Here is a 17,777-nt window from a genome sequence, read left to right as displayed (position 1 = left end):
AATGGGGTGGACAGGCTCCCGATCTTGACGGTATAGTGGGCACGCGTTCAGGGAATGCATCGGGCCGAGAAACACCCCGGCCCGGCCCCTCACCCATCAATGGAGCAGGCAACGCCTCATGGAAAAAAAGATCGCGGTACTGGCCGGAGACGGCATCGGGCCTGAAGTGATGCGCGAGGCCCTCAGGGTGTTGGACGTCGTACAGGAAAAGTTCGCGCTCCGGTTGAGCTATGAATTTGCCGACGTGGGCGGGGCCGCCATCGACCGCCACGGCACGGCCCTGCCCTCCGACACCCTGGCGGTCTGCCAGGCGTCGGATGCCATTCTCTTCGGCTCGGTGGGCGGCCCCAAGTGGGAGGCGCTTCCGCCGGCCGAACAGCCCGAAAGAGCCGCCCTGCTCCCTTTGCGGAAACATTTCGAACTGTTCTGCAACTTGCGGCCTGCCCGGGTTTTCAAATCCCTGGCCGCCGCCAGCCCGCTGAAACCCGAAATCGTGAAAGACGGCTTCGACATCATGTGCGTGCGGGAGCTGACCGGCGGGATCTATTTTGGCGCCCCCAAAGGCCGGGAGGGCAGCGGACCGGATGAAAAGGCCTTCGACACCATGGTCTACACGCGCCGCGAAATCGAGCGCATCGCCCGTGCGGCCTTCGAGATCGCGCGCCTGCGGCGCCGCCGGGTGACCTCCGTGGACAAGGCCAACGTGCTGACCAATATGGTCTTTTGGCGTGAAATCGTCACCGCTCTGGGGGCCGAATACCCCGACGTGAGCCTCAGCCACATCTACATCGACAACGCCACCATGCAGTTGATCCGCAACCCGCAACAGTTCGACGTGCTGCTGTGCGGCAACATGTTCGGCGACATCATCTCCGACGAGACCGCGATGCTCACCGGCTCCATGGGGCTGCTGCCCTCGGCGAGCCTCAACGGCACGCACTTCGGACTTTACGAACCCGCCGGGGGCTCGGCCCCGGACATTGCCGGCAAGGGGGTGGCCAACCCGGTGGCCCAGATTCTCTCGGCGGCCATGATGCTGCGCCACAGCTTCGACCACGCGGCCGCGGCCGATGCCGTCGAAAAAGCGGTGGTGGAGACCCTCGAGGCCGGAATCCTGACGGCCGACATCGCCCCCCCGGGCGCGGCCGCCGTGGGCACTGCCGCCATGGGCGACGCCATCGCGGCGCGCCTGCGCCCAAGCTGATGGCCGCCGGCAATTCCCAAACAAACCGGGAGAAGCCCCGCGCGGCGCTCACCCCAGATCGGGCAGCCCGCTTTGCAGATACCAGTTTTTCGCCTCGGGGTGGTACACCCACGTCTGCTGGTCGACAACCGAGCGTTCGATCAGTTCGTCGATTTTGTAGTAGCGGATGGCGACGGTCTGATCGGCCCGGGACATGTCATTTAGGAACTTGACCTTGCGGATCTCATAGGCCGTGACCTTGAAGGCCTGGATATGCGCCAGGTCTTCGGGCGAAGGGGGGTGCTCGAGGAAATTGACGGCCGCATCGTAATCGGACCACTGGATGGCGAGCCCGTATGCACGGGCCGACTCGGCGAAACTCTGCGCCTGGAGATGGCTGTTGTAGCTGGCACAACCGGAAAGCAGGAGTGCAACGAGGCCGAGGGCCTGGAGGGCCCCCAAAAGTCGGCGGCAGTAGGTCAAATTTGAGGCGTTATCCGATAGCGGCGGCATCCAAACCGTATATTCGCACCGGACAATCTTGTCAAATCCAAAAACGGGGAAGCGTTTCGTTTGCAGCCACCTGCCCGCGCCGTTCAGGTGGCTGCGGCTGAAACCAACCCTTTTTGCCCACAGCGCGGAGGGAATTATGTGCAGAGTACTGGTGACGGTAGTCGTTTTTGCCCTGTTTGCAACCCTGGCGCCCGGCTGTCCGGCGAGCGACGCCAAAATCATCCTCAAGTGCGGCACGGCGACCCAACCCAGCCACATCTACAACCAAGCGGCGGAATATCTTGCCAAAATCGTCGCCGAACGCACCGACGGGGCGATCGAAATCCAGGTCTTTCCGGCGTCCCAGCTCGGCTCCGAGCGCGACATGATCGAAGGCCTGCAGCTCGGCTCCCTCGAGATGACGCTGACCTCAACCGGCCCGCTGGGCAATTTCGTTCCCCAGGTCAAGCTCTTCAACCTGCCGTTTCTCTTCAGGGACCGCGAGGCCTGCTACCGCGTCCTGGACGGTGAGATCGGCACCCGGATCGCGGCGCTCTTTACCAGGGTGGGCATCCGCTCCCTGGGGTGGTACGAAAACGGCTTTCGCAACATCACCAATTCCAAACGCGCCATCACCAGCCCCGAAGACATGCAGGGCCTCAAAATCCGGGTCATGGAGGACGAGGTCTTTATTCTGACCATGAAGGCCCTGGGGGCCAGCCCACTGCCGATGGCCTTCGGCGAGCTCTTTACAGCGCTGGAGCAAAAGGTCGTCGACGCCCAGGAAAACCCGCTGGCGGTCATCTACTCCTCGCGCTTGTTCGAGGTCCAGCAGCACCTGGCCATGACCGGGCACTTCTACTCGCCGGCGGTGCTGCTGGTCAGCGAGATCAGCTGGCAGACCTTGAACCCGGAGCATCAACGAATCCTGGCCGAAGCGGCCACCGAGGCCCGCGACTACGAGCGCAACCTCTCCCGGGAGGCCGACCGGGAGCTGGAGGCCGCCCTGGCCCAAGCGGGCATGGCGGTCACCCATCCGGACAAAGCGCCGTTTGTGGAAGCGGTCGCCGGGGTCTACCGCACCCCGTCGGTGATCCAGGCCATCGGCGGCGGCAATCCCGAGAAGGGCTGGAAGCTGATCGAAGCGGTGCGCGCCGAGGTGAAATAGGGGGCCGCCGAACACACGCCGTGGAAAAGGCCCAGTCGCCCAAACCGGCCGGGCCATCCGCGCGGGGCAGGCTGCAGGTCTCCGGCCGGCGGCACACCCCGCCGGCCCTGTACTGAAGGGGGCAGGGTGTTTTTCAAAACCGTTTTCAACCTCATGGACCGCGCCGTCAACTGGTGCCTGGCCCTGCTGATGGCGGCTATGGTGGCGGTAGTCAGCGCCCAGGTCTGGTGCCGCTTTGTGCTCAACGACCCCCTGGCCTGGTCGGAGGAGGCCGGCCGCTATCTGTTCGTCTGGATTTCCTTCATGGGCGCCGCAGCCGGGGTCCGCTACCAGGTCCACCTGGGCATCGACCTAATGCAGCAAATCCTGCCTACCCGGCCCTACCGCCTGGCGGTGGTGCTGGTCAACCTGATGGTTCAGATCTTTCTCGTGGTGATCGTTTGGGGGGGCTTTAAAATCCTGGGAATCGTCCAGTTCCAGGAATCCGCCTCGATGCACATCTCCATGCGCTACCCCTACCTGGCGGTGCCGGTGGGCGCCGTCTTGATGCTGATCAACTCGCTGCGGGTGTCGGTCGGCACCATCCGCAACCGGCCGCTGGACCGCGAGTTGCGGGTATGACGGCCATCCTTCTGGTTACGCTGCTGGTTTGCTTCGGTCTGGGGATGCCGATCGCCTTCTCTCTGGGCGTGGCCTCGGTGGCCGCTCTGCAGTTCGGCGCCGACCTGCCCCTGGCCCTGGCGGCCCAGCGCCTCTTCACCGGCACCGATTCCTTTCCGCTGATGGCCGTCCCGTTTTTCATGCTGGCCGGGGAGCTGATGGAGTGCGGCGGCATCTCGCGGCGCCTCTTCGATTTCGCCCATGCCCTGGTGGGCTTCGTCTTCGGGGGGCTGGCGATGGTGGCGGTGGTGGCCGCCATGTTTTTCGCCGGGATCTCCGGGGCGGCGGCCGCAGACACCGCCGCCGTCGGCGCAGTATCGATCCCGGCCATGATCCGCAAAGGCTACCCCAGGGGCTTCGCCGCGGCGGTGCAGGCCGCCGGCGGCGCCATCGGCGTGATCATCCCACCGTCGATTCCGATGATCATCTTCGGGGTGGTGGGAGGGGTCTCCATCGGCAAACTCTTCATGGGCGGCCTCGTCCCGGGGGCCCTGATCGGGTTCGGCCTGATGGCCGCCAGCTATTTTCTCGCCAGGCGTGCCGGCTACGGCCGCGACCGCTTCCGTGGCGGGCGGGAAATCGTGCGCACCTTCGGCGGCGCCGTCTGGGCCCTGCTGATGCCGATCATCATTTTAGGCGGCATCCTGGGCGGCATCTTTACCCCCACCGAAGCCGCCGTGGTGGCCGTGCTCTACGGGGCCGCGGTCGGCTTCCTGGTCTACCGCGAGCTGAAGCTCCGGGATCTGCCGCGGATCCTGGCCAAAGCCGCCGTCTCGACTTCCACGGTGATGCTGCTGATCGCCACGGCCAACATTTTCGGCTGGATTCTGGCCGCCGAGCGGGTGCCCCAGAGTGTCGCCGCCCACCTGGTTACCATGAGCGCCTCCCCGGCCGTGCTCTACGCGCTGATCCTGGGGTGCCTGCTGGTGGTGGGCACCTTCATGGAAACATCGGCCGCGCTGATCATCCTCACGCCGGTCTTTCTGCCGGTGGTGCAGCAGTTCGGCATCGACCCGGTGCACTTCGGCGTGATCATGGTGACCGCACTGGCCATCGGCATGCTGACGCCGCCGCTGGGCATCTGCCTGTTTATCGCCTGCAACATCGCCCGCATCGAGCTGCCCGAAATCATCCGGCACATCGCACCGTTTCTGACCATCATGATCGCTCTGCTGGTGCTGATGACCTACCTGCCGGAGATCGTTCTTTTTGTTCCCAGAATGGTGGACGGCTGAGACAGGGACCGGGTGACGAGGCGGCCGGCAGGTGGGAGCGGCGGAAAGCTCGGATAAAACCGCGCGGGAGGGACTGCCGGGGTTTTTCCGCAGTGCCAACCCCGCAAATTCAGGGCTCCAGAGAGGTGGCGCCGTGTGCGGCAGATTCGTGGTCTTCAGCAATCTCGAGAGGCTGGTGGTACACTTTGCCATCGACCGCGTGGAGGCGCCGGTGGCGGCCAGCTACAACGTGGCCCCCAGCCAGCCGGTGGCGGCGGTGGTCCGACGGGGGGATCAGAACCTGCTCGTACACCTCCGCTGGGGCCTGGTGCCCTTCTGGGCCAAGGACGCCGCCATCGCCAACCGCTTGATCAACGCCAGGGCGGAAACAGCGGCCGACAAGCCCTCTTTCCGCGCGGCCTTCAGAAAGCGGCGCTGCCTGGTGGCGGCCGACGGGTTTTACGAGTGGCGGGGCGCCCGCGGGCGCAAACAGCCGGTCTACATCACCCTGCCGGAAGAGGCCCCGATGGCTTTCGCCGGCCTGTGGGAGGTCTGGGAGGACCGGGGCCGGGCCGCGGCCCCCTTGAAGACCTGCACGATTTTAACCACCACGGCGAGCCCCGCCCTGCGGGAGATCCACGACCGGATGCCGCTTATACTGAAGCCCGCCGCCTATCGCGCCTGGCTCGACCCCCAGTTACCGGACCCTGATCTCGCGCATATCCTGGCCCACCGCACCCACCGGGACTTCCGGTTCTGGCCGGTGTCGACGGCGGTCAACGCGGTCCGCAACGATTCCCCGGAACTGATCGCCGCGCTTTCCTGAAGCCGCCTGCTGCCGCCCGTTTCGGGTTTTGGACGCGGCATCGACGTTGGTTGGGCGTAAGCTGCGGCATTCGCATCCTTACTGGAGCCTCGTGGGGGTTGCGCTGCATGGCGCACACGCAATATTGACTGATCGCCGATATGATCGTAGATTAGCAACATGACGTCCCTCCTGAAACACAGGCTCCTCACAGACTACCTGCTCCGCGATACCGGCTACTACCCGGTGGTCACCCTCACCGGCCCGCGGCAGTCCGGCAAGACCACCCTGGTGCGGGCCGCCTTTCCCTCGCACCGCTACCTCTCGCTGGAGGCCCTCGATCAACGGGACTTCGCCCGGGAGGACCCGCGGGGGTTTCTGACCCAGTTGGACGGGCCGGTTGTTCTCGATGAAATCCAGCACGTACCCGACCTGCTGTCCTACATCCAGGCCGTGGTGGACGAGGATCCCACCCCGGGCCGCTTCGTGTTGACCGGCTCCCAGAACTTTCTGCTCATGGCCAAGGTCGGCCAAACGCTGGCCGGGCGCTGCGCCATTCTCAGCCTTCTGCCCTTTTCACGGGCTGAACTCGAAGACCAGCCCCAAGCCGAACCCGGCGCACCGCCTGAACTATTCGACAATCTGCGGACCGGCCTGGACTTGTGGGCCATCCTGCACAGCGGTTTTTACCCCCGCATCCACGACCAGGGCATCCCGCCTGCGGTGTGGCTTTCCGACTACGTGCAGACCTACATCGAGCGCGACGTGCGCAGCCTTTCCAACATCGGCGACCTCGCCCTCTTCAGCCGATTTCTGGCGCTATGCGCCGGCCGGGCGGCCCAGCTGCTCAACTACTCCAGCCTCGCCGCCGACGCCGGCATCGCGGTGGACACCGCCCGGCGCTGGATCTCGGTGCTAAACACCAGCTTCATCATTTTTCTGCTGCCACCGCACCACCGCAATTTCAACAAGCGGCTCATCAAAACCCCCAAGCTATACTTCTACGACACCGGTCTGCTGTGCCACCTGCTGGGCATCCGGCAAGCCGCCCAGATTCCGGCCCATCCCCTGCGCGGCGCACTTTTCGAAAACCACGTGGTGGCTGAGACGGCCAAGGCCTACCTGCACCACCGCCGGATCCCGCCGCTCTATTTCTGGCGCGACCGCAGCGGGCACGAGGTGGATCTGATCATCGAGGAAGCCGGCGAGCTTTTTCCGGTGGAGATCAAGTCCGGTCAGACGGTGGCCGGCGACATGCTGGCCGGCCTGCGCTGGTGGTGCGCCCTCAGCGGCCGGCCGCTTGAGGCCGCCACCCTGGTCCACGGCGGTGCAGATAGCTGCACCCGCGGCGGGGTGGCGGTCCGGCCGTGGTTCGGGATATGACGGAGGCCCTAGTGGGACGCTCAACAGGAGGACGTGCTGCAAATCGAGAGGATGATCATCATGATTGATGCTCGTGAAAGGAAAAACAAACGCATTAAACGGCTCGGTAAAATCGGCATAATTGTCGTGGGAGTTTTCTTACTCTACACGATTATCGTTTTTTGGGTCGTTCCCCCGCTGCTCAAGCCCAAATTGGAAGAGCAGTTGTCTGCTCTGTTGGGCCGTGAGGTCACCATCGGCGCAATCAAGCTCAATCCTCTGTTCCCCGCCGCGACGATATCCGACCTGACGGTTCGTGAGGTCGATGGGCAAGCCTTCGCCGGTTTCGAAGAGCTATACGCCAACGTCCAGCTTTCATCCATAATCAATTGGGCCTTTACCATCGGAGAGATTCGCGTTCAGGGCCCTTTCGGTGTGCTGAAGCTGTTGCCGGGAAACAAGCTAAATATCGATGACATCCTGACCAAACTGGGCGCGCCCAAACCGGAACCGACGGAAGAAACCGGATTGCCGCGGGTCATCATCGAAAAGTTCCAGGTGGTTGACGGCAAAGCAGCCGTTGAGAATCTGACGGAAAAAGAGCCGATCCGTGAGGAATTCACCCCTATTTCGTTCACCTTGGAGAACCTCAGCACGCTGCCGGGACGTCAGGGGGAATACCGTTTTGCAGGCGTGGGCCCCATGGGCGGGCAATTTGAGGTCAACGGCCAAATCACGGTCAACCCGGTCAGGGTTCAGGGAAGCTACGACATTGCCGGCACCCGAATCAGCCACTACTGGGAGCATATCAAAGACCTCGTCTCGTTCCAGATTATCAGCGGAGTCATGGATGTAGCCGGTGACTACGCGGTGGAGATTGTCGATGGCCGGCTCAATGCCAGGCTGGAAAACGGAACCTTTGAACTCGAGGATTTCAGGCTGGTGGAAAAGGGCAAGAAAGAGGTCCTGATTGCCTTGCCCGCATTTGCCATGGAGGGAATCGGGGCTGATTTGCAGGCTCGTGAGATCAACGTCGAATCTATTCAAACGGCGAATGCGCGAATCAGATCGTGGCTGGCGGCGGATGGGTCCTTTGCCATCCAGAACCTCTTTCTGGCGGACATTGAGAAGTTGATGGAGAAAAAAGCCGCCGAAAAACCCGATAACCAAACACTTCCCGTGCAACCTTGGCACCTATCGCTCAAGAAAATGGCGTTGAGGGACTGGAGCCTTGTTTTCGAGGATCGGACCTTGACCCACCCTGCTGAAATTTTGATCGATGACATCGATGTCGTCGTGGGAAATCTCTCCAACCAAAAAGGTGCCCGGGCCACTGTCGATGTTGCCATGCAAATCAACCGGGCGGGCAATGTCAGGGCAAATGGGACTGCGAGCATCGATCCCTTGCAGGCAGATTTGAAGCTGGTTTCCGAAAAAATCGCCTTGAGTTCTTTTCAACCCTACGCCGACGAGGCGGTCAACGCCCAAATCGCAGCCGGTACCATCAGTTCCACAGGCCGTATCCGATACCGGGGCCGGGACGCCCAGCCGCAGATCCATTACGAAGGCGATTTCAGTGCCGATGCACTGGAGCTCCAGGACCGGGTCCAAAAGGAAAACTTTTTCACCCTGGCACACTTCAAGGCCGGCGGGATCGCGTTGGCGCTGATCCCCAATAAGCTGCACACCTCACGCGTCCTTATCGAGCGTGCCGCCGCCAGGGTTACCATCGATCAGAACGGCATGGTCAATTTGGTCAATACCTTTACGCCCGTCCAGCCAAAAGAAGCCGATCGAAAGGATAATCTGCTGAAACGGTTGGTCAATTTTCTGATTCTGCAATTCAAAGGCCCCATGCCGATGGATATTGAAAGGGTTCAGCTGGCGGATTTCAAGGGGGATTTCGTGGATGCGTCGATTTCACCCACCTACAGCACGCAAGTTCAGATCACTGAAGGGATAGTCAAAGGATTGTCCTCGGACCCTTCCGCCATGGCTGATTTCAAGTTCACCGGCAGCATCGACCAAACGGCCGCCATCGAAGGCAGCGGCCAGATGAACCCGATGAATGCGCTCACCTACAGCAAGGTGGACTTTTCGTTGAAGGATTTCGCTTTAAAACCCGTCTCACCCTACTCGGGCAAGTTCGTGGGATTCAAGATCGACCGCGGAACGTTACGCACGGAGCTGAAGTACCAAGTCAACCAGGATACCGTGGATGGCAACAATATCATCTATATCGACAAGTTGGAGCTGGGTGAAAAAGTCGACAGCCCCGATGCACCCGCCCTCCCCATCAAGCTCGGTGTGGCGATGTTAAAAGACGAAAATGATCGCATCACCCTGCAGCTGCCGGTGAAAGGGAATGTTAAAGATCCTCAGTTTGATTTCGGAAAGGCCATTAAAACTGCCCTCACGGGTACAATCGAAGATGCGGGCAACGCCCCGTTTGCCGCCATAGCAGAAATCGATGGGATCAAGGGTGAAGAACTGCGGACGGTTGTATTCGACTTCGGCACTTCCGTATTGCCGGAAAGCGAAATCCTGAAATTGAATGCGCTGGCAAAATTTTTAAAGGAGAGGAAGGCCATGTTATTAGGAATCGTGGGAACGGCCGACCGACAGATGGATGGTGACGCTTTGTTGGAAGAGTTGCCGGATGAACGCCCGCCAGACGGGAATCATGCTGTTGGGAAGGAACCCCAGGGGGAGCCTTCCGCCGATAGATTTATCGACGACCAACGATTGGAGCGGCTTGCCCAAAGGCGTGCCGAAGCGGTGAGCGCTTACCTGATCGAGAAAGCCCATATCGAGGCCAAACGGATTCAAATGAAACCGTTCAAGATCAACCCTGCACCCGAAGGTGATGGGGGTCTTGTGGAATTTTCTCTTTCGGTGGAATAGATAACCACTCGCGACCTGAAGGTTGGACAGCCACTATAGTTGCCCTATGGTAAAGAATTCTTGGAACCTTGGGCGAAGGGAGAGCGCCGATGAAGCGACGGCTCTCGAATAACGATAACGGGCCACGCCGCCTCGCGGACGCCGATCCGGCATCCTGTGAAGGGAGTGGGGATACACTGCGGGAAAATGATGCGGTCACCAGCGAGCGCCTGCGGTTCGAGCAGATGATTTCGGATCTGTCGGCGCGCTTCATCAACGTGCCCGCAGAACGGCTCGACGGCGAAATCGAGAACGCCCTGAAAAAGGTGCTGGAGTTTTTCGAGGTCGACCGCTGCGCTCTGCTCCATGCCCTGCCCGGCAGGGACTCATGGAAAATCACGCATGTCGCCTATTCGGAAAATGCCGCACCGGTTCCCATCGGCACCGCGCTTCCCCGCTCAATCCACCCCTGGGCCTATGACCGACTGACGATGCAAGGTGAAGTGGTGGCCTATGAGCGGGTGGAGAACATGCCGGATGAAGCCCACGTGGACAAGCAGACCTGGATCGACTGGGGAATCCGCTCCAATCTCACCATACCGATTCTCACCAAAGCATCCCTCGTCCACATAATCTCCATCAATTCCGTGCAGAAGGAACGCGCCTGGCCGGAGGCCTACATCCCCCGGCTGCAGCTTCTGGGCGAGATCCTCATCAACGCCCTGGAGCGCCGCAACATCGAGCAGGCCCTTCGGGACAGCGAAGAACGGGTGAGTCTGGCGGCGTCCTCGGCAGAGGCGGGAATCTGGGTCATGGATGTCGACACCGGGCGGCTTTGGGCCACCGACAAGCTGCGGGACATTTTTCATTTCGCCCCTGAGGAGGATTTGGGCTTCGATCGGTTTCTGGAAAGCGTGCACCCGGACGATCGTCAAAGCGCCAAAGAAACCCTTGCCCGCTGTCTCCGGACGCGAGATCTGACCCGGCTCGAGTACCGCATCGTGCTCCCCGATGGCGGCGTGCGCTGGATCGTCTCCCGCGGGCGGTCCTACCCGGCCACGTCGTTACAGCCGGAACGCGTAATGGGCGTTGCCATCGATGTCACCCAGCGCAAGGAAATGGAGGAGAGGCTCCGGGACCAACTGGAGGAGATCGACCGTCTGAAACTCGAATTGGAGCAAGAGAACGTCTATCTCCGTCAGGAGATCCAGCTCCACCAGGAGCACGGGGAGATGGTCAGCGTCAGCCAAGCCATGAAACGTGTTCTCGGCCAGGTGGAACAGGTGGCACCGACGGACGCGGTCGTTCTTCTACAGGGGGAAACCGGCACCGGCAAGGAGCTTCTGGCCCGCAACATCCACCGCCTGAGCCGGCGCAAGGACCGGCAGCTCGTCACCCTCAACTGCGCGGTGCTGCCGCCCACCCTGATCGAGAGCGAGCTCTTCGGCCGGGAAAAAGGCGCCTACACCGGCGCCTTGACCCGGATGGCCGGCCGTTTCGAGGTGGCAAACCGGTCCACGCTGTTTCTGGACGAAATCGGCGAGCTCTCCATAGACCTTCAGGCCAAGCTTCTTCGGGTTTTAGAGGAAGGTCGGTTCGAGCGGCTGGGGTCTACCCGCGCACTCAAGGTAGATGTGCGCATCATCGCGGCCACCAACCGGGACCTTGCGCGGGCCGTGGCCGAAGACAGGTTTCGCGCCGATCTTTTTTACCGGTTGAACGTCTTTCCCATCATGATCCCGCCCCTTCGGAAACGCATCCAAGACATTCCCCCTTTGGTGTGGGCGTTTGTGAGGCAGAATGAGAAAAAGCTGGGCAAGCGCGTCGACCGCATCCCCCACCGGAGCATGGAAGCCCTCCAGCATTACGCCTGGCCGGGCAACGCCCGGGAACTCCGCAACATTGTGGAGCATGCCATGATCACCGGCAGCGGCGGGACGCTTCACCTGCAACCGCCCACCCCTGCACCTTGCGCTTCCCCGACCGGAGACAAGCTCAAGGAGGTGGAGCGCCGCCACATCCTGAGCGTGCTCGAGAGAACCGGCTGGCGTGTCGACGGTAAAAACGGGGCAGCCGAAATTCTGGGCCTGAAGCGCACCACCCTGCAAGCCAAAATGAAGAAACTGGGTATCAAACGGCCTACCGAATGATGCTTAAATATCGTCAAAATGCCCATTTACGGGCACACCCACTGCCATTTCTCTTTCCCCCGAAGCCATTTCCCGCCGGTTTTTTTCAATGAATTAGATCGGACAGCGCTTTTTCCGAAGCCCCGCCGGATTGGGCATGGCTTTCGCACTGTTCTATCCCATCCTTCCGCGGCATTTCATGCTCCTGACATCAAACATGACCACCTCATGACTGAAACCAGCGAGATGCATCACGCCGGAAAAGGACCTCCCGACCGTGCCGGCCGGGTACGCGTGGCCATTCGCATGCTGATCCCGGCCGGCAAGCGCAAGGAGGCGCGCAGTATCCTTTACGCCATGATCATGCGCATCAGACTCAAAGAGGGCTGCCTCAGCAGCTGCCTCTACCAGAATGCCATGGGCGGAAAGACGCTTCTGTTCGAGGAAATATGGGCGGATGAGAACCATTTTCAAAAGCATTTACGCTCCGATGAATTCCGCAACGTGCTCCTGGTGGTGGAAATGGCGAGCGAACCCCCTGAAATCCATTTCGACTGGATTGACCATTCAACGGGCATCGGCACCATCCAAAAGATGGGGGGCGAACAAATGCCGTGGCCGGACCTAATGGACCGTCTGTGCAAGGGTCGCGGTAAAAAATAATCCCACAGGATAGCGCCGGATTTTGATTCGTCACCAAGGAACATCCGTCGGCGCCTATGCCTATGAGGATGAGCCGCATTCGTAGAAAACGCGGGCAGACAAAATGTTTCGGAGAACCGACATGAAAAAACACCCCATGATTTTAACGATGACCATGATGATTTCGGTAATGCTTGGGTGCGCCAACATGCAGCCCACGCCCGCCGAATCTGCCGACGCATCGCCGATCCTGGACCGAATTCTCTCCCGAGGGGAACTGCGGGTGGGGATGTCCGGCGACATGCCGCCGATGAACATGACCACCAAGGAAGAGAAGCTCATCGGGCTGGATGCCGACCTGGCCGGCATAATCGCCGATGCCATGAACGTGAAATTGAGCCTGCAGCCGATCCCGTTTGCCGAACTCCTGCCCGCCCTCGAAGCCGGGCGCATCGACATGATCATCGCCAACATGACTATTACCCCGGAGCGCAATCTGAAAGCCGCTTTCGTAGGCCCCTATTTCGTCTCCGGCAAGGGCCTGCTCACCAAACGCAGCACGCTTGTCACGGTTGAACGGATAGAAGAACTGAACCGTCCCGACTTCACGTTTGTGGCCCTGCGGGGGTCGACCAGTGAACTGGTGGTCCGCAAGGGCGCCCCCCGGGCGAAGCATCTAACCGCTGCCAGCCAGGACCAGGGTGTGCAAATGGTGGTCAATGGGGAGGCAGACGCCATGATCGCGGACTTTCCCATATGTATCGTATCCGCCTACCGCCACCGGGATGCCGGTCTGGTGGCAGCGAACGCGCCCATCACCTACGAGCCCATCGGCATCGCCGTCCCCAAGGGCGACCCGCAACTGGTCAACTGGCTGGAAAACGTGCTGGACGGCCTGCGCAAGTCCAACCTCATGAAGGCCTTGGGGGAAAAATGGTTCGCCGAGCCGACGTGGGTCGACCAATTGAAATAAGAACACCCTTGAACGAAAACAGCCACTTCAAGGAAAGGAGCATGTCATGACCCCCAAGCACCGATCTATAATCATTGCCGTCATGGTCATCCTCATGGTGGCGGCATGCACGTCCATGCCGGCCCGTACCGGGACGACCCACGGAGAAGCGGGTGCGCCCAGCGCCTCCGTTACCTTAAGCGGCCAACAACTCCCGCCGCCACCCCCGGAGTTCGGCGGCGTGATCAAGCAAGACGCCCTGAGTTCCAAGCCCTGGTGGCCGCCGCGGGTGATGCCGCCCGAAAAGGCCCCCAATGTCCTGCTGGTCATCACCGACGATGCCGGCTTCGGTGTGCCGAGCACCTTCGGCGGGGTGATTCCCACGCCCACCATGGACCGTCTCGCAAATGAGGGGCTGCGCTACAACCGGATCTTCTCCACGGCGCTCTGCTCACCCACGCGGGCGGCGCTGATAACGGGGCGCAACCACCACTCGGCCGGCTTCGGCGTCATCTCGGAGCAGTCCACCGGTTTCCCCGGCTACAACAGCATCATCTCCGAAGACAAGGCCACCATCGGCCGCATCCTTCGGGGCAACGGCTACTGCACGGCCTGGTTCGGCAAGAACCACAACACGCCGGCCTTCGCGGCCAGTCAGGTGGGGCCCTTCGACAAGTGGCCCACCGGCATGGGCTTCGAGTACTTCTACGGCTTCGTCGGCGGTGATGCCAACCAGTGGCAGCCCAACCTCTTTCGCAACACCACCCAGATCTACCCCTTCAGGGGCAAGCCGGACTGGAACCTGATCACCGGCATGGCCGACGACGCCATCGACTACATTGCCCGCATGCACCAGACGGACCCCTCCAAGCCCATCTTCATCAAGTACGCCCCCGGCGCCACCCACGCCCCCCATCACCCCACCAAGGAGTGGGTGGACAAAGTCCGCGCCATGCACCTTTTCGACGACGGCTACGAAAAGCTGCGCGAACGGATTCTGGAGAACCAGAAAAAGCTCGGCGTAATCCCGGCCGACACCCAACTGGCGCCCTGGCCGAAGGATTTGCTCAAACCCTGGGATGAATTGACGCCCGTGGAGAAAAAGCTCTTCATCCGCCAGGTCGAGACCTTCGCCGCCTACGCGGCTTACAACGACCACGAGATCGGCCGCGTCGTCCAGGCCTTCGAGGACGCGGGCCGGCTCGACAACACGCTGGTCATCTACATCAACGGCGACAACGGCACCAGCGCCGAGGGCGGACCGCTGGGCACCCCCAACGAGGTGGCCTTCTTCAACGGCATCAACGAAATGCCAGCGGACGTGCAGATGAAGTGGTACGACGTCTGGGGCACCGAGCAGACCTACAACCACATGTCGGCCGGCTGGTCCTGGGCCTTCGACACGCCCTTCGACTGGTTCAAACAAAATGCCTCGAGACTCGGCGGGATCAACCAGAACATGGTGGTGTCCTGGCCCGCGCGCATCAAGGACAAGGGGGGGCTGCGCGAGCAGTTCATCCACGTGATCGATGTGGTGCCCACCATCCTGGAAGCCGCCGGCATCCCCGCCCCCGAATACGTGGACGGGATCAAGCAGGCGCCCATGGAGGGCACGAGCTTCCTCTACACCTTCGATTCGGCGAACGCCAAGGCGCCCTCGCGCCACAAGATCCAGTACTTCGAGATGATGGGCCAGTGGGCGCTCTACGACGACGGCTGGCTTCTGAGCACCAAGGTCAACCGCGCGCCCTGGCAGGCCTTCGGGGCGGCCAATCCCGATCCGCTGAACAACCAGGTGTTTCAGCTCTACGACCTGACCAAGGACTTCAGCCAGGTCAACGACATCGCGTCCCAGCACCCGGACAAGGTGGCCGAGATGCGCAAGAAGTTCGTGGCCCAAGCCGAGCAATACCAGATCTTCCCCATGGACGCCTCGGTGGCGGCCCGCATCGCGGCCCCGCGACCCAACATCACCGCCGGCCGCACCGAGTTCGTCTACACCCGCCCCATGGTGGGCCTGCCCCAGGGTGATTCGCCGGCTCTGCTCAACACCTCCTACACCATCACGGCGGACATCGACGTGCCCCAGAGCGGGGCCGACGGCGTGATCCTGACCTCGGGCGGGCGCTTTGCCGGCTACGGCTTTTATCTGCTCAAGAGCAAGCCCGTGTTCCTGTGGAATCTCGTCGACCTCAAGCGCATTCGCTGGGAAGGGCCCGAGGCCCTCTCCCCGGGCCGGCATATCATCGAATTCGACTTCAAATACGACGGGCTCGGGGTCGGCACCCTGGCCTTCAACAACATGAGCGGTGTCGGGCGCTCCGGTACCGGCGCCCTCAAGGTGGACGGCAAGACCGTCCAGACCATCACCATGAAGCGCACCCTGCCCATGATTCTGCAGTGGGACGAAAGCTTCGATATCGGCTCCGACACCCTGACCGGGGTGAACGACGCGGACTACACGCCGCCCTTCCCCCTGACCGCCAAGCTCAACAAGCTGACCATCAAGGTGGACCGGCCGGAGCTGTCACCCGAGGACATCAAGAAACTCGAGAATACGACGGCCTTGGCGGTGGACGGCCAGCCGATCCATCACATGCAGGGCGGACCGCACTAGAAGCGGCGCAGCGAACCTGAAGCCTAATGGTTTCGATCGTGAATCGCGCGGACCGTTCTTATCGATGAGCGGTCCGCCGGTTCAGCGTCGTAAGACGATTGGCAATTAAGAGGGAAAGAAAATGAAGCGCGTCATGCTGTATACGCTGATGGCTGCTTTGATGGTGACGACCGCGGCTGCCAAGGACTACAAAATGACCACGCCCATCGCGCCGGGCGTGGCTGTGCCGGACAAGGTCGAGACCTCCATCGGCACCCTGAACCTGAACGACGGCCTCCCCGATGGGGCGACCACGCAGAAAATCTATGACAACCTGGATGCCTCCCGGGCCTTGCAGGCCTATCTGCTGGCCATCCCGATCGTCAACCAGGTAGGCATGCGAGCGACCCTGGAGGAATTCGGACCGGTCAACCAGACGGATGTGATCTGGGAGGATCTGGTCGATTCGAAGACCGTGGAACTGACGGCCAACGACAATACCATTTACAGCTTCATCTGGCTCGATACCAAGCAAGGGCCGTTGGTTGTGGAAATCCCGCCCATGGTTCTGGGGCTCATCGACGACTTCTGGTACAACTGGGTGGCCGACGTCGGTATCACCGGCGCCGACCAGGGCAAGGGCGGCAAGTATCTGATCCTGCCCCCGGGCTACAAGGGAGAAGTGCCGGAGGGCTATTTCGTCGTCCGTCCCAGCACCTACGGCAATTGGATGCCCTTCCGCTCCTTTCTCGTGGACGGCGCGACCAAACCGGGTGTCGAGGCGGTCAAGAAATATCTCAAGATCTACCAGCTTGCCGATGCCGCCAATCCTCCCGAGATGAAGTTCGTCAATGCGTCCGGCATTTACTCGAACTTCGTCCCGCCCAGCGACTACACCTTCTGGAGTATGCTGAACGAAGCTATCCAGGAGGAACCCAGCGCGGGCAGCAATCCCACCACCCTGGGTCTCTTCGCCGCCATCGGCATCGAGAAGGGCAAGCCCTTCAATCCCGACGAACGGATGAAGAAAATCCTCACGGATGCCGCCAAGATCGGCAGCGTGACCGCACGGGCGATCGCTTACAAGATTCGCGACCCGCAGGCCTACTTCTATCCGGACAGCCCGTGGCGCCTGCCGTTTTTCGGCGGCTACAAGTTTGAGATAGCGCCCGGAGTTTCCAATCTCGACGGCGCGGCGTTCTTCTATTACCTTGCCACCGGCGTGACACCGGCCATGGCGGAAGAAATGGTCGGCAAAGGGTCCCAGTACCCCTGGTGCGCCTTGGATGCGGACGGCAATCCGTTCGATGGGGGCAAGACCTACAAGCTGCGCCTGCCGCCGAACGTCCCGGCCAAGGATTTCTGGTCGGTCATCGTCTACGATACACAGACCCGCTCGATGCTGCAAACCGACCAACGATTCCCCAGTGTCAGCAGCCAAAACAAGGATCTCCTCGTCAACCAGGACGGTTCGGTGGACGTCTTTTTTGGCCCGCGAGCTCCGGAAGGCAAGGAAAACAATTGGGTGCAGACGATTCCCGGCAAGGGCTGGTTCATGATCCTGCGCCTCTACGGCCCGCTGGAACCCTGGTTCAACCAGACCTGGCGTCCCGGCGAAATCGAGCTGCAACCCTGATTCGGGCAGGCTCGTTGCATCTGCGCAATCCTGCGTCATATACAGCCGAGAGGAG

Annotated in this window: 13 protein-coding genes; 12 read left to right on the top strand and 1 reads right to left on the bottom strand. The window is 61.4% G+C overall.

The features are described 5' to 3' along the window. Positions 1-118 precede the first annotated feature (118 nt). Positions 119-1,204, top strand: a complete 1,086-nt coding sequence (leuB, locus tag LJE63_15980) for a 3-isopropylmalate dehydrogenase (protein MCG6908102.1) — start codon at positions 119-121, stop codon at positions 1,202-1,204. A gap of 48 nt (positions 1,205-1,252) precedes the next feature. On the opposite strand, the gene LJE63_15975 is transcribed toward leuB, so the two are convergent. After that, the gene (locus LJE63_15975) at positions 1,253-1,696 is read right to left on the bottom strand and encodes a hypothetical protein (GenBank protein MCG6908101.1); all 444 of its coding nucleotides are present in this window, start codon (positions 1,694-1,696) and stop codon (positions 1,253-1,255) included. 136 nt (positions 1,697-1,832) lie between these two features. Between LJE63_15975 and LJE63_15970 the strand changes: the two genes are divergently transcribed. From LJE63_15970 to LJE63_15920, 11 genes are all read left to right on the top strand, one after another. Next, complete coding sequence (locus LJE63_15970) at positions 1,833-2,843, top strand: TRAP transporter substrate-binding protein (protein ID MCG6908100.1); 1,011 nt, start codon at positions 1,833-1,835, stop codon at positions 2,841-2,843. A 126-nt stretch (positions 2,844-2,969) separates the two neighbouring features. After that, complete coding sequence (locus LJE63_15965) at positions 2,970-3,464, top strand: TRAP transporter small permease (GenBank protein ID MCG6908099.1); 495 nt, start codon at positions 2,970-2,972, stop codon at positions 3,462-3,464. Beyond that, a complete protein-coding gene (locus LJE63_15960) occupies positions 3,461-4,738 on the top strand; it encodes a TRAP transporter large permease (protein MCG6908098.1) in 1,278 nt (425 codons plus the stop codon). Before LJE63_15965 ends, LJE63_15960 begins: the two co-directional genes overlap by 4 nt. Positions 4,739-4,871: 133 nt before the next feature. Further along, the gene (locus LJE63_15955) at positions 4,872-5,543 is read left to right on the top strand and encodes an SOS response-associated peptidase (GenBank protein MCG6908097.1); all 672 of its coding nucleotides are present in this window, start codon (positions 4,872-4,874) and stop codon (positions 5,541-5,543) included. Positions 5,544-5,702: 159 nt separating this feature from the next. Then, on the top strand, positions 5,703-6,905 hold the full coding sequence (locus LJE63_15950; GenBank protein ID MCG6908096.1) for an ATP-binding protein: 1,203 nt from the start codon (positions 5,703-5,705) through the stop codon (positions 6,903-6,905). A 33-nt stretch (positions 6,906-6,938) separates the two neighbouring features. After that, complete coding sequence (locus LJE63_15945; protein ID MCG6908095.1) at positions 6,939-9,788, top strand: DUF748 domain-containing protein; 2,850 nt, start codon at positions 6,939-6,941, stop codon at positions 9,786-9,788. 89 nt (positions 9,789-9,877) lie between these two features. After that, on the top strand, positions 9,878-11,917 hold the full coding sequence (locus LJE63_15940) for a sigma 54-interacting transcriptional regulator (GenBank protein ID MCG6908094.1): 2,040 nt from the start codon (positions 9,878-9,880) through the stop codon (positions 11,915-11,917). A 207-nt stretch (positions 11,918-12,124) separates the two neighbouring features. Next, positions 12,125-12,559, top strand: coding sequence for an antibiotic biosynthesis monooxygenase (locus LJE63_15935; protein ID MCG6908093.1), 435 nt, complete (start codon positions 12,125-12,127; stop codon positions 12,557-12,559). A 121-nt stretch (positions 12,560-12,680) separates the two neighbouring features. After that, on the top strand, positions 12,681-13,511 hold the full coding sequence (locus LJE63_15930) for a transporter substrate-binding domain-containing protein (protein MCG6908092.1): 831 nt from the start codon (positions 12,681-12,683) through the stop codon (positions 13,509-13,511). A 46-nt stretch (positions 13,512-13,557) separates the two neighbouring features. Then, positions 13,558-16,107 carry an arylsulfatase gene (locus LJE63_15925; GenBank protein ID MCG6908091.1) on the top strand — a complete coding sequence of 850 codons (2,550 nt, stop codon included), beginning with the start codon at positions 13,558-13,560 and terminating at the stop codon, positions 16,105-16,107. 121 nt (positions 16,108-16,228) lie between these two features. Then, complete coding sequence (locus LJE63_15920; GenBank protein MCG6908090.1) at positions 16,229-17,722, top strand: DUF1254 domain-containing protein; 1,494 nt, start codon at positions 16,229-16,231, stop codon at positions 17,720-17,722. Positions 17,723-17,777: the final 55 nt, after the last annotated feature.

The organism is Desulfobacteraceae bacterium (assembly GCA_022340425.1).
In the GTDB taxonomy this organism is placed as follows: domain Bacteria; phylum Desulfobacterota; class Desulfobacteria; order Desulfobacterales; family JAABRJ01; genus JAABRJ01.
Note: the sequence above shows the minus strand (reverse complement) of the source record. Positions and strands in the feature narration are given on the sequence as shown.

Bases quoted from the DNA above. Each gene is read 5' to 3' on its own strand.
- LJE63_15930 (MCG6908092.1), top strand. From the start codon at position 12,681: ATGAAAAAACACCCCATGATTTTAACGATGACCATGATGATTTCGGTA.
- LJE63_15925 (MCG6908091.1), top strand. From the start codon at position 13,558: ATGACCCCCAAGCACCGATCTATAATCATTGCCGTCATGGTCATCCTC.
- LJE63_15935 (MCG6908093.1), top strand. From the start codon at position 12,125: ATGACTGAAACCAGCGAGATGCATCACGCCGGAAAAGGACCTCCCGAC.
- LJE63_15975 (MCG6908101.1), bottom strand. From the start codon at position 1,696: ATGCCGCCGCTATCGGATAACGCCTCAAATTTGACCTACTGCCGCCGA.
- LJE63_15960 (MCG6908098.1), top strand. From the start codon at position 3,461: ATGACGGCCATCCTTCTGGTTACGCTGCTGGTTTGCTTCGGTCTGGGG.
- LJE63_15920 (MCG6908090.1), top strand. From the start codon at position 16,229: ATGAAGCGCGTCATGCTGTATACGCTGATGGCTGCTTTGATGGTGACG.
- leuB (MCG6908102.1), top strand. From the start codon at position 119: ATGGAAAAAAAGATCGCGGTACTGGCCGGAGACGGCATCGGGCCTGAA.
- LJE63_15940 (MCG6908094.1), top strand. From the start codon at position 9,878: ATGAAGCGACGGCTCTCGAATAACGATAACGGGCCACGCCGCCTCGCG.
- LJE63_15950 (MCG6908096.1), top strand. From the start codon at position 5,703: ATGACGTCCCTCCTGAAACACAGGCTCCTCACAGACTACCTGCTCCGC.
- LJE63_15970 (MCG6908100.1), top strand. From the start codon at position 1,833: ATGTGCAGAGTACTGGTGACGGTAGTCGTTTTTGCCCTGTTTGCAACC.